General features: G+C 39.9%; 14 protein-coding genes. 5 read left to right on the forward strand and 9 right to left on the reverse strand.

Annotated elements, in window-relative coordinates; translation table 11 throughout:
- Position 1: 1 nt before the first annotated feature.
- The 7 genes from INP51_RS11975 to INP51_RS12005 all read right to left on the reverse strand — a co-directional run bounded on the left by INP51_RS11975 (position 2) and on the right by INP51_RS12005 (position 8,986).
- Positions 2 to 466 carry a RidA family protein gene (locus INP51_RS11975; protein ID WP_193735078.1) on the reverse strand — a complete coding sequence of 155 codons (465 nt, stop codon included), beginning with the start codon at positions 464 to 466 and terminating at the stop codon, positions 2 to 4.
- 3 nt (positions 467 to 469) lie between these two features.
- Positions 470 to 2,095: an N-acyl-D-amino-acid deacylase family protein gene (locus tag INP51_RS11980; protein ID WP_193735079.1), complete on the reverse strand. Its 1,626-nt coding sequence runs from the start codon at positions 2,093 to 2,095 to the stop codon at positions 470 to 472.
- A gap of 25 nt (positions 2,096 to 2,120) precedes the next feature.
- Positions 2,121 to 3,236 (reverse strand): alanine racemase, encoded by a 1,116-nt coding sequence (locus INP51_RS11985; protein WP_193735080.1) that lies wholly within the window; start codon positions 3,234 to 3,236, stop codon positions 2,121 to 2,123.
- A 10-nt stretch (positions 3,237 to 3,246) separates the two neighbouring features.
- Entirely contained in the window at positions 3,247 to 5,727 is a 2,481-nt protein-coding gene (locus INP51_RS11990; RefSeq protein WP_193735081.1) for a beta-mannosidase, read from the reverse strand.
- Positions 5,728 to 5,744: 17 nt separating this feature from the next.
- Positions 5,745 to 6,590: a carbohydrate ABC transporter permease gene (locus INP51_RS11995; RefSeq protein WP_193735082.1), complete on the reverse strand. Its 846-nt coding sequence runs from the start codon at positions 6,588 to 6,590 to the stop codon at positions 5,745 to 5,747.
- A 1-nt stretch (position 6,591) separates the two neighbouring features.
- Positions 6,592 to 7,536: a carbohydrate ABC transporter permease gene (locus INP51_RS12000; RefSeq protein ID WP_193735083.1), complete on the reverse strand. Its 945-nt coding sequence runs from the start codon at positions 7,534 to 7,536 to the stop codon at positions 6,592 to 6,594.
- 121 nt (positions 7,537 to 7,657) lie between these two features.
- On the reverse strand, positions 7,658 to 8,986 hold the full coding sequence (locus INP51_RS12005; RefSeq protein ID WP_193735084.1) for an ABC transporter substrate-binding protein: 1,329 nt from the start codon (positions 8,984 to 8,986) through the stop codon (positions 7,658 to 7,660).
- Positions 8,987 to 9,350: 364 nt separating this feature from the next.
- On the opposite strand from INP51_RS12005, the gene INP51_RS12010 reads away from it, so the two are divergent.
- Genes INP51_RS12010 through INP51_RS12020 form a run of 3 tightly spaced genes read left to right on the forward strand, consistent with a single transcriptional unit; the run spans position 9,351 to position 11,726 of the window.
- Positions 9,351 to 10,052 carry a helix-turn-helix transcriptional regulator gene (locus INP51_RS12010; protein WP_193735085.1) on the forward strand — a complete coding sequence of 234 codons (702 nt, stop codon included), beginning with the start codon at positions 9,351 to 9,353 and terminating at the stop codon, positions 10,050 to 10,052.
- A gap of 11 nt (positions 10,053 to 10,063) precedes the next feature.
- Positions 10,064 to 10,777, forward strand: coding sequence for an N-acetylmannosamine-6-phosphate 2-epimerase (locus INP51_RS12015; protein ID WP_193735086.1), 714 nt, complete (start codon positions 10,064 to 10,066; stop codon positions 10,775 to 10,777).
- On the forward strand, positions 10,770 to 11,726 hold the full coding sequence (locus INP51_RS12020) for an ROK family protein (protein ID WP_193735087.1): 957 nt from the start codon (positions 10,770 to 10,772) through the stop codon (positions 11,724 to 11,726). The genes INP51_RS12015 and INP51_RS12020 overlap by 8 nt, the downstream gene beginning before the upstream one ends.
- A 16-nt stretch (positions 11,727 to 11,742) precedes the next feature.
- On the opposite strand, the gene INP51_RS12025 is transcribed toward INP51_RS12020, so the two are convergent.
- The gene (locus INP51_RS12025) at positions 11,743 to 13,254 is read right to left on the reverse strand and encodes a DUF4127 family protein (RefSeq protein WP_193735088.1); all 1,512 of its coding nucleotides are present in this window, start codon (positions 13,252 to 13,254) and stop codon (positions 11,743 to 11,745) included.
- A 192-nt stretch (positions 13,255 to 13,446) separates the two neighbouring features.
- On the opposite strand from INP51_RS12025, the gene INP51_RS12030 reads away from it, so the two are divergent.
- Both INP51_RS12030 and INP51_RS12035 read left to right on the forward strand, forming a co-directional pair.
- Positions 13,447 to 15,369, forward strand: a complete 1,923-nt coding sequence (locus tag INP51_RS12030; protein ID WP_193735089.1) for a family 20 glycosylhydrolase — start codon at positions 13,447 to 13,449, stop codon at positions 15,367 to 15,369.
- A 119-nt stretch (positions 15,370 to 15,488) separates the two neighbouring features.
- Positions 15,489 to 16,379, forward strand: coding sequence for an acyltransferase domain-containing protein (locus tag INP51_RS12035; RefSeq protein ID WP_193735090.1), 891 nt, complete (start codon positions 15,489 to 15,491; stop codon positions 16,377 to 16,379).
- A gap of 99 nt (positions 16,380 to 16,478) precedes the next feature.
- Here INP51_RS12035 and INP51_RS12040 read toward each other — a convergent pair whose 3' ends face one another.
- Positions 16,479 to 16,718 carry a winged helix-turn-helix domain-containing protein gene (locus tag INP51_RS12040; RefSeq protein WP_193735091.1) on the reverse strand — a complete coding sequence of 80 codons (240 nt, stop codon included), beginning with the start codon at positions 16,716 to 16,718 and terminating at the stop codon, positions 16,479 to 16,481.
- Between the last annotated feature and the right edge of the window lie 78 nt (positions 16,719 to 16,796).

Below are 16,796 nucleotides of genomic sequence, written 5' to 3' on the forward strand. Positions count from 1 at the left end.
GTTATTCCTCTGTCAATTCAAAAATAGCTTCCGTCTCTACAGGAATATTCCCCGGGAGAACATTGATCCCAATCGCTGACCGACTCGGCGCTTTTTCGATTCCAAACAAATCCACTAAAAGTTGTGAACCGCCGTTTGCCACAAACGGCTGCTCATAGAAGCTATTATCACTTGCCACAAAAGTCAGAATTTTTACGGGTTGTTTTACCTTGTTTAAATCTCCTATCTCAGACTCTAAAACCGAGAGTACATTCAACATTGAATTTCTGGAAATCTCCAATCCTTCTTCCTTTGTAAAATCTTTCCCCAAAACGCCTGTTACCGGTTTATCAATTACAGGTCCACATCCCGAAATATAAACCAGGTTTTTATCAAAACGTTTTGCCGGACTATAGATTCCCCCTTTTGCCGGCGCTTCCGGAAGTTTAATACCCAATTCTTTCATCTTTTCATAAATGTTACTCATTATTTATATCTCCTTGTGATTTAATAAATTTGCAGAATACCCCTTTTGTCTCTTACCATCTTGTAGTGCAATCTGACCGTCAACAAACACATAGGACAACCCCGTGCTTACTTTTTTCGAGTCTTCATAAGTCGCATGATCTACGAATTGTTCCGGCGAAAAGACATTTAGATCGGCAAAGTATCCTTCTTTTAGTAATCCTCTGTTTTTCAGATTCAGCCTTTTGGCGGGCATGTATGTCATCTTCTCTATCGCCTGTTCCATTGTAAAAATCTTTCTTTTGACGACATAGTCCTGAAGAAAGTGAGGAAATGTCCCATATAACCTTGGATGAGGACAATCACTGACTCCATATAAGGCGTCAGAAATCAACATTGAATATGGCAGTTTTGCAACTGTATCAACATCTTCCTGTGACATGCTCAGCAGAATAATTCCCACTTTTCCATTCTCATTTGCGAGAAGATCCGCCATCAAATATGCCGGGTCCTTATATCCTGCTTTTTCTGATGCTTCCTTGAAGTTCAATCCTACGAATCTTTGGTTTTCTTTCGTCAACACAGAGCTTATCAGAATCCTGTCCCAGCCTATTGCCGTCACCATATTATCCCAGCCCTGATGCTCCTGATACAAGGATGCTGACAATGCCTGCTTTCCACCGGCCGTTCCTATTTTAGAGAATGTAAGATTCATATCTTCTTCCATCAGGTCCGGAGGTATCAGACTGATCAAGGTCGTGGACCCGCCGCAATACGGATAAAAATCAACAGTTATATCCGATCCTGCATCCTGAGCTTTTTCAATAATATCAATCGCCTGATAAATATTTTTATTCCAGTTCTTTATTCCCGTTGCCTTGAAATGACTGATATTCAAGGCTATATCTGCCATTTTACAGATTTCAATAATTTCCTTCACTGATGGAAGCAGATTATCTCCTTCCCCTCTGATGTGGCAGAAAAGGGGACGTCCATATGGCGCTGCCGCTTGTAGAAGTTCTGCCATCTCTTCGGCAGACGAATAGCATTCTGGCTGATACATAATTCCAGACGATATACCGATGCATCCTGCATCCATTGCATTCTTTATATATTCTCTGGCTGCTGACATTTCCATATCAGAAAAAGGCTTTTTCCCATAACCCTTGACAGCTGCTTTCACAGCTCCAATACCCTGATAACATCCTACATGCAGCGGCATATCTTTTTCTTTCAGCATCCCCATATAGGTTCCGTAATTTTCCACCCACATGTCAGGAGGTGCAACTCCAAGACAAGGCTCAACAAAATTACAAACTTCCTCTTTATAACTCTTCGTACAGGGGAAAATCCCCAAACCGCAATTACCGCCTACCACACTTGTCAGGCCCTGAGAAAGTTCCAGCGTTCCAAAATCTTCATCATAAAGTGCAGCCAGGTCACAGTGTCTGTGAGTATCAATAAACCCTGGTGATACTATTTTACCTCCTGCATCAATATGTACTGCATCAAGTTCATGACTGAATCCTTTCGAATATTTCGACCTGTCTATGATTTTTTCAATAATTTTTCCATCAATCATGATGTCACCCAGATAGGATTCGCTTCCTGAGCCGTCACATATTTTGGCATTGTGAATGATATATCTCATATTCCTTTACCTCCAGGCATTACGCCTATACTAACATCCCCCTGGCTTTTACAACTTCCTTTTGCAGACAATCCCCATAGTCTATATATACCGAATTTTGCATGTTTATGGCAGTGCAGACATGGATGGGTACCAATACAATCGTATCTCCGACTTTTAAACCAGTCTCGCCCTTTTTGCTTGTAATAATACCATGTTCCTCATTCATTCTGCGCAGCTGAAGGTCGTCGTTTCCCTCTATCAGTGCATATCCCGGATAGTAATATGGCTCAGTGTCCAACATGATATCCATGGGAAATGTTTTTGTTCCTCCATCAATAACAGCATATTCTTTGCACGGCGTACTGACCACAGTAGCATAATATCTCACTGCAATTTCATCAAAAGAAGCCGCTCCTTCTTTACAAAGCATAAAGTCTTTAAAAATATAAGTTCCCGGCCGTATCTCTGTTACTTTTCCAGTTTTCGCCACCTCCTCTCCTGTCGGAGTGGAACCAGCGCTAATTTCTTTAATATTTATCCCTGCTGCCAATATGTTTTTGGTTAGCAATTCCATCAACTCGCCTTCCTCTTTACCTGCAATCACCTTATCCTGTGTCGGTTTATCTTTATAGACTAAACTCTTAAACGTATAGATTCCCGTCAATTCCAGATTTGAAAGCTTTGCAATTTCTTTTGCAAGTTCGACTGCCCGTTCTCTCACAACTCCCGTTCTTTTGGCTCCAGTATCCACCTCCATGCGCACTTCCAGTCGAACCCTTGCATTTTTTGCCGCTTCATTTAAGGGAATTGCACACTCCATACTATCCACCGCCAAGATTAATCTTTTAACTTTTTTCAGCAGTGAAATTGCCCTTTTGATTTTAACCTTTCCAATCAACGGGTAGGCAATAAATATATCATCGATTCCACCCTCTGCCATAACTTCAGCTTCGGAGACTTTGGCACATGTAATTCCATCGGCTCCTGCTGCGATCTGCATCCTGGCAAACAGCGGCATTTTGTGCGTTTTAATATGTGGTCTTAATTTGCATCCGTAAAGTGAAGCTGTTTCCTGCATTTTGCGAATATTCTCTTTTGTTTTTCCCATGTCGATCACAATACATGGGGTTTCCAATTCATTCAGCCATTCTTTTTTCATCGCATTCACCTTAATAGCTATCTGCTACACTCTTAATTTTCAGTTGCTTCTTGATACCATCTGCAGTTATATCATCAGGCAGTTCTTCCTTCATTACCTCAATCACGACTCCATCTTTAGCTGTGATATCAAAATAATTATCCGTGAACACACAGTCTGTCTGTTCCAGGTATACTTCCACATAATTAGCAAATGTATCCGCTTTCACTGATATGATAAATCTGTCTTTTCTTTCCCAAACCTCTGCCTGATAGGTTGGTACCTGATACTTAAAATATTTCGGTTTCACAAACATGGTCGTTCCTGTACTCACATACCTGTTGCCTTCCTTTAGCCTGTATCTGGCAAACACATGCCGCTTCATTTCCTCATCCTTGATCCATCTGGAGAAATCAACCATCTTAACCGACTGCATATCGAATGCATTTGAAGTGGTCTCTATTTTTTCTTCATGCAAAATTGAAAAATCCGCATTTAAAAGAGCAATTTCTAACGTTGCATCTCTGGGTTGAAAGGATTCATTGAGAATATAATATGTAATTTTCGTACTTAGTTCTTCTTCCTCACACGCACTGGCCATATATCGGGCGTAGAATCGCCTGGCTCCATAGTGAAGAGCCTTCCATCTTCCATAGTAGTCTATGCTCGACCAGGAGGCCACCGGCCAGCAATCATTTAACTGCCAGTAGATAGAGCCCATGCATCTTCCCCAGTTTCTTCTCCAATGTTCAACACCATATTGAATTGCCTTCAGCTGTAATATTTGAGAGATATAAGCTATATTTTCCAAATCTTTCGGATATTTATAATATTCGGATATATAAGAAAAAATCTTTGTATTGGCCTTCCCATTCTTCTGATGAGATTCCATCACCTCACTGAAAATATTTCTATCTTCTTCAAGAGTAAAGCTCTCAATTGTCTTTTTATGAGGGAAAGATTGGAATCCAAATTCAGAACAAAAGCGGAAGTAAGCATTCCTATACTCAGTAAATGGTTTGTTAGAATGCCATACCTCCCAGTAATGATTATCTCCTCTGTTCCAGTCGTTTGGATCATCAAAGGAACCTCCGGATGAGGGCGAAGACAGCCAATAAAAAGTCTGGTCATCATATTTTCTTACCTCCCTTGGCAAGAGCATCTCAAAGATTTTGATATAATCAGCTTTATATTTCTCACGATGTCCCTTCAGACGGCCGCCTCCATTCCAAAGCCACTCCATCTCATTGTTTCCGCACCAGAGGGCAAGACAGGCGTGATGACGAATTCTTTTTACCTGATCTCTCGTTTCTGCGAGAATATTTACTTCAAATTCATTGTTCAAGTCATACACATTACACGCAAACATCAGATCCTGCCATACCAAAATCCCATATTTGTCACACATGTCATATAAAAAATTCTCCGGATAATATCCGCCGCCCCACACACGAATGCAATTGAAATTGGCCGTCGCGCAGTCTTTTATCAATTGCTCAGTTCTCTCCTTAGTAATTCTTGAGAGAATGTTATCCTCAGGTATATAATTAGCACCCATACCGAATATTTTCTGTCCATTAATTACATATGCAAATTCATTTCCCCACTCATCTTCTTTGGTACTTACTGTAATTGTGCGAAGACCAATCTTGTATTCACGTTTATCCAAAATCTGATCATTCCCCAGCAAAAAGATTTCTGTTTTATACAGTGGCTGCTCGCCATATCCATTCGGCCACCACAATTTTGGTTCCGGAATCTGGATATTTACATGGCCTGCGGTTGTTCCTTTCATCGTTTGTTCAAAAGTTCTTCCTTTTGGCTCTGTAATACGTACCTCTATTTCTGTATTGGTAAGATCTGTTCCAAACGTTCTTATGGGACAGTCAATCTCCACTGTCACCATGTTGTTCTCATGTTTCTGGCAAATATATATATCCCGGAATTTTGCCCCATGAAAAGTTTCCAGATAGACTTCTCTGAAAATTCCCATATCCGGCAGCTGAGGTCCCCAGTCCCAGCCAAACATATAATGTGCTTTTCTTAAACTACCGTTTCCCGCCATAGATCCCGTAGACGTATACGTTATATCACTGTTTTTGTCTTTTTGTTCGATGTACGCGATTGGAGAATGAAGATATACTTTCAGATCATTCTCCCTTTTTGCCCTGGATTTCAGATCGAAACGCCAGGTTCTATGCATATCCTTTACGTTCTCCAGAAGCTCATCATTTACATATATGTCCGCAATTGTATCAATTCCTTCAAATACCAGGTTTATCTCATCCGAAGAAAGGATTTCATCCGTCAGTGAAAAATGGCAGCTATACACATAATCCTTACGAAACAACTCTTTCACCTTATACTCATTGATTCTCCAATAAGGATCTTCTGTCATGTTGTCGGCCAGCATTTGTGATAATACACTTCCAGGTACGTCCGCATCTATTTCTTCTTCCCATTTTGGGGACCTTAACTTCCATGTCCCATCTAAACTCAATCTGTTCTTCATACCGCCCTCTCTGGTTCTTATGCCTTTAATCCTGATGTGGAAATTCCCTCTACAAAGTTTCTCTGGAAAATAAGGAAAAAGATAATTACCGGAATAACAAAAAGTGTTGCGGCTGCCATCAGATGGGTCCAATCCGTTGAAAAAGATCCCAGAAACTGCTGCAAACCTAAGGACAGTGTCAGTTTCTCTGTTTTATTAATATAAATTAAAGGTGCCAGATAATCGGACCATGCCGCAATAAAGGATTGAATTCCAACTGTAGTAAGGGCAGGCTTTGAGAGTGGAAGTGCAATGCTTATATAGCGCTTTAATTCGCCGGCTCCATCAATCTTTGCCGCTTCCATAAGAGAATTCGGCAATCCCTGAAAAAATTGTCTCATTATAATAATATAGAACGGGCTTCCACAAAACATAGGCACAATCAGGGGCAGATAGGTGTTCGTCAAGCCCAGATTGTTCCAGATTTTATAAAGCGGAATCATAGTCACCGTATATGGAATCATCATAGTTCCCATAATAAGACTGGAAATAAACGTACTGCCTCTCCATTTGATTTTTGCCAGAGAGTAGGCAATCAGTGGTGTTGATAAAAGCTGTCCTGCCACCGAAAACACTGTTATTAAAATTGTATTTTTCAAGTATTTCAGATAAGGGATCTTTTGCATTGCCTCCGGATAATTATCCCATATAATCTTCCTCGGAAACAACTTCACCGGAAGTTGAAAAGCATCCGCATTTGTCTTTAAGGAAGTTGTTACCATAATTAAAAATGGTGAAAAAAAGATAACACATAATAGGACTATTAATATGGTAACGGGGATTTTCTTTAACTTCTTTTTATAATATGCATTCGTTCTTTTCATATTATTCATCTCCTGCTCCATTTTCAGCGACCTTATTGGTCAATTTAATCATAACAAATGTCATGATACTTACGGCAATAAAAAGCAGCCAGGCCATCGCAGACGCTCTTCCCATCTTCATATACGAAAATGCAGTGTTAAACAGATACAACGGATACATCAAGATAGAATTTGCAGGACCTCCTCCTGCGTTACTGGCTCCTCCGCCGCTGCTGGCATTAATGATTACGTATACTTGTGTAAAATACTGAAAAGCATTGATAATATTCAAAATTGCCTGATAGACAAGTACAGATGCCACACATGGAAGTGTTATCTTAAAAAACCGCTGGAATGCATTGGCCCCGTCCAGCTCAGCAGCTTCATAATAGCTTCTGGGAACATCCTGAAGTGCTGCCAGACATATCAGCATTGTCGTACCGGTACACCATGTCCCCATCAATACAAGTGCCCATTTTGTATAAGACGGATCCATCAGCCAGGATGGACCATTGATTCCAAACATACCGAGCACTCTGTTAATATAACCATAGGTCGGATCGAACATCCAGATCCACACCATAGTTGCTGCAATCATAGGTATTACAGAGGGCATAAAAAAGACAGTTCTTGCTGCCCCTCTTCCCTTGAATTTCCTGTTCAGTAATGTTGCAAGGAACAATGCAACAAATAAATTCACAGGTGTTGAAACAAAAGCCATAAATAATGTGTTTTTTAAACTTTTAAAAACAAGCGGATCGTGAAAAATATATTTGAAATTTTTCAATCCAACCCATGTTGGATCCTTCACTGGATTAAATTCCGTAAAGCTATAATAAAATGATGTAAACAATGGAATAATGCTAAAACAAATAAATCCAATAATCCATGGCAGCGCAAATAGCAGTCCATTACGTGTATCTCGTCTGGTGTATCTTTTCTTATTGACACTGACTTTATTTTTCATCTTCAATTCATACCTCCTATCGCAAAAGAGGTAGTATAATTCCTACACTCCCGTTTCTTCTTTTTTAAGATTCTTATGTGCCCAAAAATTGCTTTGAGGAAATTTTTGGGCACACTTAAACCTATTCTTCTAATAATTTTGTCTGTTCTGTCAACTCTTTCATGGCATCTTCTGGTGTTTTAATACCGTTATACACATAATCCAGATACTCATCAATCAGTGATGTATATTTGGCCAGATCTGCAATCTTAGGATACTGGATTCCATTTTCCTTCTTTAATGCCTCTATAAATACATCATAGTTTTGCATTGCCAGCATATCTTTATCATCATATAAATCCAGTTTCGTCGGAAGGTTTCCGATCGCCATCAATGTTTCTTTTGTGGAATCAGAATCCGTGAAAAATTTAGCGAATTCCCAGGCGCCTTCTTTGTTGTTGGCAACAACCGGTATTGCAAGGCTATTCGTCTCATATCGGCTTGTCCCCTGCAAATCCGGGTTTTCTTCTGTCCCAGGTGTTAATGCCACATCATAATTCACATCCGGACCCCAATCAGCCGCCATCGTTGCCAGCCAGGGACCATCAAACCGGAATAATTGTTTTCCTGCAAAAAACATATCGTTTTCTGTATAGCGGTTGGTATTTGCAGAGGCTACAAAAGCCTGTACTTTCTCTATGCCATATTTTTCACGGAATTTCATGTTCATATTCAAACTGTCCAAAATCAACGGATCATCTGGTGTCAGTGTTTTTCCATCATCGGACCACCATTTTCCTCCAAAGGAATATACTAATTCCTGCCTTGCAGATGCCAAAGGAAATAATGGATATCCCAGACGGGTGATATTACCACTCTCATCAACCTGAGTCGCTTTTTCTGCCATCTCATAGAGCTCTTCCATAGTCTTTGGCGGCTCGGAATAACCAATTTCCTTCAAAATATCTTTATTGTAGAACATTTGAATAATCTGAGCTGCAAATGGAAGTGCATACAAGGTATCATCAATCGTATTGGATTCCAAAGCCTGTTTTGCAAAAATGGAATTCGCATCATATCCGTCTTCTTTTGCCAGATCGGATACAGATTCTATCAGACCAGATTTTGCATATGAGATGATATCCTGATTCGTAACTTCCACGACATCAGGAGCATCACTTCCGGATAATGCCACGATAATCTTCTGCTTATCCATAGCACTTAAGCCTTCTACTTCATACTTATCCTGGCTTTCGTTGAATGCCTGAATAGCTTCTTCAAAGGCTTTTCCCTCTTCGCTGGTATGAGAATACCAGAATACAACTTTTTCTTTCTTTCCGGAAGTATCCTTTGAATTCTCTGCTTTTTTCCCGGAATTCTCATTTGTCTTTCCGTCTGTACCTCCACATCCGGCAAACGTTCCCATCGCCAGTACTACTGCCAGAAACCCTGCAATTACCTTTTTTTTCATTTTCCCTTCTCCTTTTATAAATTTTAATTAGTTTCATATGTATTTCTTTTTTGTTTATTGATCATATCATACTTTTTATAATATATCAATAGAATTATTACAAATAGTAATATTTTTTCATTTTTACTTACTCATTTTAAAGGATATGTTCGTTTTTATGTGTGTATATATTACATTTTCGGCCTAAATATTGGAATTTTTATATTTCTCTTTTTTGTATTTTTGTGTTTCTTCTTTAATTCTCTTAAATAAATCTTACTTATATTCTGTTTATACCTATTTTTCCCATACAATCTCAAAAATATTTATAATTAAATTTTATATTCTAAAAAAAATATTGAAAACATGAACCAAATCATATATAATGAAACAAGCACAAAATAAAGGAGAGGAATTTTTATCCATGAACACTATTGAAGAAGCTCTTCCATTATTCCAGCAAATCATGGATTTGATTTGTATCACTTTTGGTGAAAACTGCGAAGTTACACTTCACGATTGGTCCAAGGGATATGAGCACTCTATCGTTGCAATTAAAAACGGGCATGTTACAAAACGCCAAGTGGGTGATTGCGGAAGTAATCTTGGCCTCGAGATTATGCGTGGTAAAATCGAAGGCGGCAATCGGTTTAATTATATGACCAAAACGAGCTGCGGACAGATGTTAAAGTCAAGTACTATTTATCTTACAAATGATAACGGGGAGACAATTGGTGCCCTCTGTGTAAATATCGATATTACAGAGGCTTTGGACTTTCAAAAATCATTTGCCTCCTTCATAGGGGCAGAAACAGTATCTCAGATAGAAACCCCTGCAGAAAGTATCGAATTTCACGCCAATAATGTCGGACAACTAACAGATTTTCTGATCTCCCAAAGTCTCGAGCTGGTGAATAAGCCCAGTGATCAATTGACAAAAGAAGACAAAATGACCATCCTTAAATTTCTGGATGAAAAAGGACTTTTTCTGATCACAAAATCTGGTGATAAAGTCTGCCAATTTCTAAATATTTCTAAATTTACTTTTTACAACTATTTAGAAATGATACGGGGAGAAAAAGAATAGGAGATTTATATATGAAGTATTCTAAAAAAGAGATTCTCAGGAGAATAAAAGGTAAGTTAATTGTGTCCTGTCAGGCTCTGCCCTTGGAACCTCTGTACGTGGAAGAAAAGTCTGTTATGTATCTTATGGCTCGTGCCGCCAAGGAGGCGGGTTCTCCTTGTATCCGCACAAGTAGTGTCCGCGATGTTGCAGCAATTAAAGAAGAGACTAATCTCCCTGTAATAGGTATCATAAAAACCAGATACGAAGGCTATGACTCTTATATCACACCCACCATGAAAGAGATTGATGAATTGGCAGCTGCAGATACAGACATCATCGCTTTAGACTGTACCTTGAGAAACCGGGGAGACGGCACCACAATCAATGAGTTTATAAAGTCAATAAAAGATAAATATCACGATATGATCCTCATGGCGGATATCTCTACCTATGAAGAGGGAATTAACGCATGGAAATGTGGAGTAGATTTCGTCGGAACGACACTCAGCGGATATACCGACTATTCCCCCCAAAAGGAAGAACCTGACTTCGAACTTGTCCAAAAGCTTGCGGCTGCTATAGATATTCCCCTGATCGCAGAGGGAAAGATACACACTCCCGAACAGGCAGTCCAAATGTTGAAGTGCGGGGCATATGCAGTTGTAGTGGGCGGAGCCATCACCCGTCCTCTGGAAATTGCCTCCCGCTTTATCAAAGCCATCGAGGAAAAAAGCGATGAATAATACATACCTTGGAGTAGATATAGGAGGGACAGCTGTTAAGCTTGGACTTATTACTGGCGACGGAAATCTTCTTTTTACGCACACCTCCCCGGTTAATTTTGACAAATACAAGACCCCTATCATGAAAACAGTCCTTAGGGAAATTGACTGCTTTTTGTCTAAGAACAAGCTCGTTTCTTCAGATTTGCTCGGAATAGGTGTATCGGCGACGGGACAGATTGATCCAAAATCCGGTATAGTAACCGGCAGCGCCGGTCATATCAGCAACTGGCTTTTAACACCTGTTAAAGATTTACTGGAGAACAGATACCACCTGCCTGTCTCGGTCGCCAATGATGCCAATTGTGCGATTATCGGCGAGCATTGGAAAGGATGCGCCATCGGATTCTCCGATATCATCATGATTACTATAGGAACAGGCATCGGAGGAGGCATCATATGTAACGGCAGACTGCTTTCGGGACATACTGGTATCGCCGGTGAATTGGGCCATTTCTCCATTCAAAAAGACGGCACCATGTGCAGCTGCGGTAACATTGGATGCTATGAGCAATATGCATCAGCATCGGCTTTAGTAAAAGCGGTCCGAGAAGCACTGCCATCTTTTCATTCTTACTCCAAAACAGACCCTGATCAAATCAATGGAAAGTTTATCTTTGATCAGGTAAAGGCCGGAAGTATCGAATATCAGCGCGTTGTTGACAACTGGATTGATAATATTGCCATGGGTCTGACAGGCTTGATTCATATTTTTAATCCGGAACTTGTTGTGATTGGAGGAGGGATCAGTCAGCAGGAAGAATTATTAATAGTACCTCTGCGTGAAAGAGTTCTTTCTAAGATCATGCCTGGTTTCCGAAAAGATCTACAATTTCGAAGTGCAAAATTAGACAACAACGCTGGTTTAATCGGAGCTGTCCGCAATTTAATCGAAAAAGGAGCTGCATAACGGCAGCTCCTCCCTTTTATTTTAGTTCAATTTCAATCTCAAACATTCGGTTCCAAGGAATATGGATGTCAAATTCTCTGGCATTTTCAGGGAAATAACGCTTTTGAAATTGCTCAAGTCTTAATTTTATAATTCGGCTCACTTCCGGTGCCTTATCCCCCAAATCTAAGGAATGAATCTTCGAATCTATGGTTGGAAGATTCTCAGTCACCTTTCTTCTTACTTCTGCCATATAACCCCAGTCCTCCATATATCGCAGGAATCGGAATTCCTCGGATATACGGGTTTCTGATTCTTTTGGATGGCAACAACATGCAGTCAAATGTGCAATCACTGTTCCAAGTGTATTGGACGACGTATTCCAGCCCGCATAGGCATCAATTTTATTCAATAGTTTTTGTTCATATAAGAATTGCATAAGAGCCTTGTCCGCCATATTGGGAATAGCACAATCCGCAATCGCACATACTTGTTTTCTTCTTAAGTATTTCTGTATTCTCGCCGTCAAAGCCTGTAGATTTCTCTCCGTTTCCAGAAAAATTTCATCTGTAATAAGTTCTTTTTCCAGACGAAGGCTAAACTCTGTAGGGGGATTGACTATCAATATACCATCCGCCTCAGAAGATATTTCTGCAATCTCGCAGCCCGCCGCAAGAAGCTGATATTGTACCGTCTCTCCAATACTCCGGTCTTCATATGACGGTATCTGAAATTGTCCCCTTAAAGAGGAATAATCGACAAAAATCCTGGGGGTTTTATGTTTTATTGTGTTTATAGCTCTTGCCAGTAACGTGCAGCCAACCTCGTCCGCTCCAGGATAGAAATAAATTTTTGAAAACAAGTCCTTACCAGCAGCATAAGAAGCAAGCTTCCTTCTTTCCGCTGGCGCATAGCCATATTGTCTGCAGTCATCCAAAGGAACAACCAAAAAATCTATCATTCCATCTGAAACCAGGTCTACTGTGCTTTGATTGTTATGAAAATTTATTTCTCTTCGATTGAGAAAATCCGCAAGAATATTCCGAGGAATCTCTTCTTCGATTTGGTTTTTTTCAACTCTTTCTCTTCCATCCAAAAGCTCCAACCTTTCCTTATCCCTCAAAACACCATATCGATAAAGACGGAATCCATATTTCTCATAATAATCCGGTTCTTCTCCACTGCCGTTTCTCGCTGGCGCTCTTGTAATCAGCTGAAATGCAAAGATTTTCAAATTCGGATTTTCTTCCTTCAAAGTTCTGATTCTTTGAATTCTTTCCTGGCACATCTTTTCCGTGATGTGATGCAGGCGCGATGGAACAATTCCTCCATACAAAAATAAATCCATTGAAATAATTAACACCGACGCCTCTTTTACCTCTTCTCTCGTCCATTCCCAGATTTTTTCTATATCTGCCGGATTTTTAAAATTCCCCATGAGTTCCTTCGGAACAATTCTCACATCCATACCACTGATTCTTCCGATATATTCTGGATATATGTAGTTACATGGACGTTCATCCAGTGGAAGAAAAATTATCTTATCCATCTCGTTCTCCTATTTTTCAAACTTTTAATATGATTTCTATCCATTATAATATTTTTTCTTTGGTGTGTCAATAACCCTTATAAATCCCTATTTTATCTTTATTTTATTGAATGTAATGGCTTTCTGTGATATTATATTCATATAAATTATTATTTTTTTATCTATTTCTAACTTATTATCAGGAGGTGCGTTATGTATAGAATTTATCCTGAACCAATTCAGTTAAACATTAAATCGGGCTTTCTTTTCCCTGCGGGAAAATTTCACGTCAAGATGGATCCGAGCCTTTCTAATCAATGTGCTGACGCAGGTTACATATTTGAAGCTGATCTTCATTCCCTTTGCTCATCTGATTCCTGTCATGAATATGATTTCTCCATAACGAAAGAAACGATTCATCCCGAAGAATACAGAGTTTCTATTTGCGAAACAGGGTTCTTTTTATTCGTCGGAAGTGCTGCCGGGCTTTTTTATGCAATGCACGCATTAAAACAGCTTTCACTTCAATGCAACCGCTCTTTTCCATTTTTAGAAATCATCGATCGCCCCGCTCTGGATCTGCGCGGAATCATATTAGATATAGGGCGCGATAAGGTCCCCTCTATGCAGACTTTGTATTCTCTTTTAGACAAATGTGCCGCTATGCGGATCAACCATGTGGAACTTTATATGGAAGGATATTGCTACTCCTACCATAATTATCCTTATCTGTTTACAGATGATACACCTGTCACCCCCGAAGAGTTTCAGGCGCTGGATGCTTATGCCAGAAGTCGTTTCATCGACCTTGTTCCCAGTCAAAACACACTCGGACATATGGAACAATGGCTTGCTGCACCTCAACTCAACTCTCTTGCCGAGTGTGAGGATGGATTTCTATTCGAAAATCTTTATTGGCGGCCTCCGATGACCCTAAATACAAGAGACGAAAAAAGTCTGGACTTTGTAACGGATATGCTTGATGACTTACTGGCTAACTTTTCTTCTTATTACGTCAATGTTAATATGGACGAACCATTTGAACTGGGAAAAGGAAAAAACAGGGAATTTACAGAAAATTACGGAATCTCAAAACTCTATTTGGATTATGTTCAGGATATACATCAATACTGCTGTTCAAAGGGAAAGCATATGATGATGTGGGGCGATCAGGTGTTGGAGAATCCGGACAGCGTTTCTTCCCTTCCCAAAGATATCATGCTGCTTGACTGGATTTATGAGGGTGATGCCCATTTTGAAGAGCATGCAAAGTTAATGCTAAGCACCGGGCTTTCGTACTGTCTTTGTCCCGGAACAAGCAGTTGGGGTTCAATTACAGGCCGTTCTGATAATATGATCAAAAACATCAGAGATGCCGTACACTGTTCTATCAAATATGGAGCAAAAGGAATTATTCTTACTGATTGGGGTGATTTAGGTCACTGGCAATATCTCTCATCCAGCTATCCCGCCTTTTGCCTTGCCGGACTATACAGCTGGAGCGGAAATGATGCTTCCGAAGAGACCGCCGCCTGGTTTTGTAATAATTATATCTATGGAGACAGATCCGGTAATGCCTATCGGCTGGCTTACGACCTGGGTAACTATTATTACTATGAACATGCACCCCTTTATAATACCACCTTAAGTTTTGCTGTCATGTCAAGCAAGTATAGTTTTGACTCCTTTGAAGAGTTTGACAGCAAAATTCAGCGGCTTCTCACCTTATCTTCCAAGATTGCCGATACGAATCATATCCCCCCAAAAAAGCCTGTCATTCATATGGACTATATGGGCCTGCAAAAATATCTGAATCAATTGGAAGAAAAGATTTCATGTTTAAGCCTTGACTGCTCTGAAGGCAGCCTTATTATAGAAGAGATGAAAAACGGGATCCGGATGATACGCCACGGCTCCATGCTTTATTATTCTCTGACAGAGCACCGCAAAGAACCGGAACTATTGAAAAGCGATCTCAAAAGCCTTTCTTCACAGCTTGATGCCTTGTTAAAAATTCATTACAAGCTGTGGATTGCCCGCAATCGTTCTGGCGGGTTCAGCAAAAGTATCTCACATATGCTCCACTTGCTGAAGTTCTATCAACGGGAGATAAAGGAATTATCTTTTTCAGATTAAATACTATTAACTGATTAGGCAAGGTTACTGCATCAGCTCTTGCGCTATCTTCTATTCCATATTAAACTATAACCATACCAAAACTGAACATTACTTTTTAAGCAGGGGAGAACAAGCAGATGAACGAACAGGAGTTTTTAATATTTTTTATGGAAAAGATCGGCTTTCCAGAAGAGGCACAAGAGTTCTTTCAAGGACTTCACAGACAGATTCTAAAAGAAACCGAATATAACAGGCGTATGGATTATATAATCAAAGTATTTATGGATAACCAATCTGAAAAAGCTTTCGAGCAGGCAGACCTTCTGGCTAAAGATATGAATATTCACAGCTACACCATGTCCATGATGCTGTTATTATTGAGTTGCAAACCATTATCAGAACTTTATTATGAAAGGAATATCTCAGAGGACATTTTCTGGGATACTTTAGCAGACCTTACTTATAAACTGAACGAGTGCCGCCATATATATGGTATCTGGGGTACCTTTGTCCGTACATGGTTTCCTCCCTTTTATCAGACGGCTCGTTTTGCCCTGGGACGCATGCAATATGAATATTCATCTTTTTTTCTGGATGAGTATTCTTTGAAAGGAGTAACCCTGAAAAAGGGAGATAAAGTAATCAATATGCATATCCCTTCATCCGGTTCTTTTTCAGAAAAGACTCGAATGGATTCCTACCAAAGAGCATATCGATTTTTTGAGAAAGACTTTCCTGAAAAAACCGTACCCATTGTCTGCAGTTCTTGGCTCCTCTATCCGGGATATCGGGATATTCTTCCTGCTCATTCAAATATCAGAAACTTCATGGACGACTTTTCTTACATCAAAGGTTATAATCGTAAGGAATTTACTGACTCTTGGAGAATCTTTGGAAAGGATGCCGGGAAACCACCTGTTGATTTGCCCAGAGACACTTCTCTGCAAAAAGCTTTTGCAGAATATCTGGAAAAAGGCGGAACTCCAGGTGTTGGTTATGGGATCTTATTTTCCACATGCAGCAAATAATGTATTCTGGTTGGGGAGATATCATTGATTGGAAACGTGTGCCGGTGGACGCACGTTTCCGAATACCCCATATAGTCTTCCGCCAGAATACTTCCATACTCAGGATATTAATTTCCAACCACCATTCCTATTGGAACCAACTCTCGTCAGTAAACCTTTTTCTTTTAATTCCCGCATCGCATAGCGAACTCCGCTGTCGGATAACTCTAATCTATTTGCCAACTGTCTTTGTGTAATTGTTGGATTTTCCTTTATCTGTTCCAGAATTTTAGATTCTGTATCCGTTAATCTCTGAAAAGAATCATCTATAAACTTTGCGTCAGTTTTACCGTCAGTCATTGCGTCAGTTTTACCGTCAGTCATCACGTCAGTATTATTTCCCAAACGATAGTCGAAAGAATACTCATCGTCTAATGG

Origin of the sequence: Blautia liquoris, assembly GCF_015159595.1 — a bacterium.
Taxonomy (GTDB): Bacteria; Bacillota; Clostridia; order Lachnospirales; family Lachnospiraceae; genus Novisyntrophococcus; species Novisyntrophococcus liquoris.

Excerpts from the sequence above, each read along its gene's own strand:
- INP51_RS11995 (WP_193735082.1), bottom strand. The coding sequence starts at position 6,590 with ATGAAAAGAACGAATGCATATTATAAAAAGAAGTTAAAGAAAATCCCC.
- INP51_RS12040 (WP_193735091.1), bottom strand. The coding sequence starts at position 16,718 with ATGACTGACGGTAAAACTGACGCAAAGTTTATAGATGATTCTTTTCAG.
- INP51_RS12000 (WP_193735083.1), bottom strand. The coding sequence starts at position 7,536 with ATGAAAAATAAAGTCAGTGTCAATAAGAAAAGATACACCAGACGAGAT.
- INP51_RS12015 (WP_193735086.1), top strand. The coding sequence starts at position 10,064 with ATGAAGTATTCTAAAAAAGAGATTCTCAGGAGAATAAAAGGTAAGTTA.
- INP51_RS11985 (WP_193735080.1), bottom strand. The coding sequence starts at position 3,236 with ATGAAAAAAGAATGGCTGAATGAATTGGAAACCCCATGTATTGTGATC.
- INP51_RS11980 (WP_193735079.1), bottom strand. The coding sequence starts at position 2,095 with ATGAGATATATCATTCACAATGCCAAAATATGTGACGGCTCAGGAAGC.
- INP51_RS11990 (WP_193735081.1), bottom strand. The coding sequence starts at position 5,727 with ATGAAGAACAGATTGAGTTTAGATGGGACATGGAAGTTAAGGTCCCCA.
- INP51_RS12010 (WP_193735085.1), top strand. The coding sequence starts at position 9,351 with ATGAAACAAGCACAAAATAAAGGAGAGGAATTTTTATCCATGAACACT.
- INP51_RS12030 (WP_193735089.1), top strand. The coding sequence starts at position 13,447 with ATGTATAGAATTTATCCTGAACCAATTCAGTTAAACATTAAATCGGGC.
- INP51_RS12020 (WP_193735087.1), top strand. The coding sequence starts at position 10,770 with ATGAATAATACATACCTTGGAGTAGATATAGGAGGGACAGCTGTTAAG.
- INP51_RS11975 (WP_193735078.1), bottom strand. The coding sequence starts at position 466 with ATGAGTAACATTTATGAAAAGATGAAAGAATTGGGTATTAAACTTCCG.
- INP51_RS12025 (WP_193735088.1), bottom strand. The coding sequence starts at position 13,254 with ATGGATAAGATAATTTTTCTTCCACTGGATGAACGTCCATGTAACTAC.
- INP51_RS12035 (WP_193735090.1), top strand. The coding sequence starts at position 15,489 with ATGAACGAACAGGAGTTTTTAATATTTTTTATGGAAAAGATCGGCTTT.
- INP51_RS12005 (WP_193735084.1), bottom strand. The coding sequence starts at position 8,986 with ATGAAAAAAAAGGTAATTGCAGGGTTTCTGGCAGTAGTACTGGCGATG.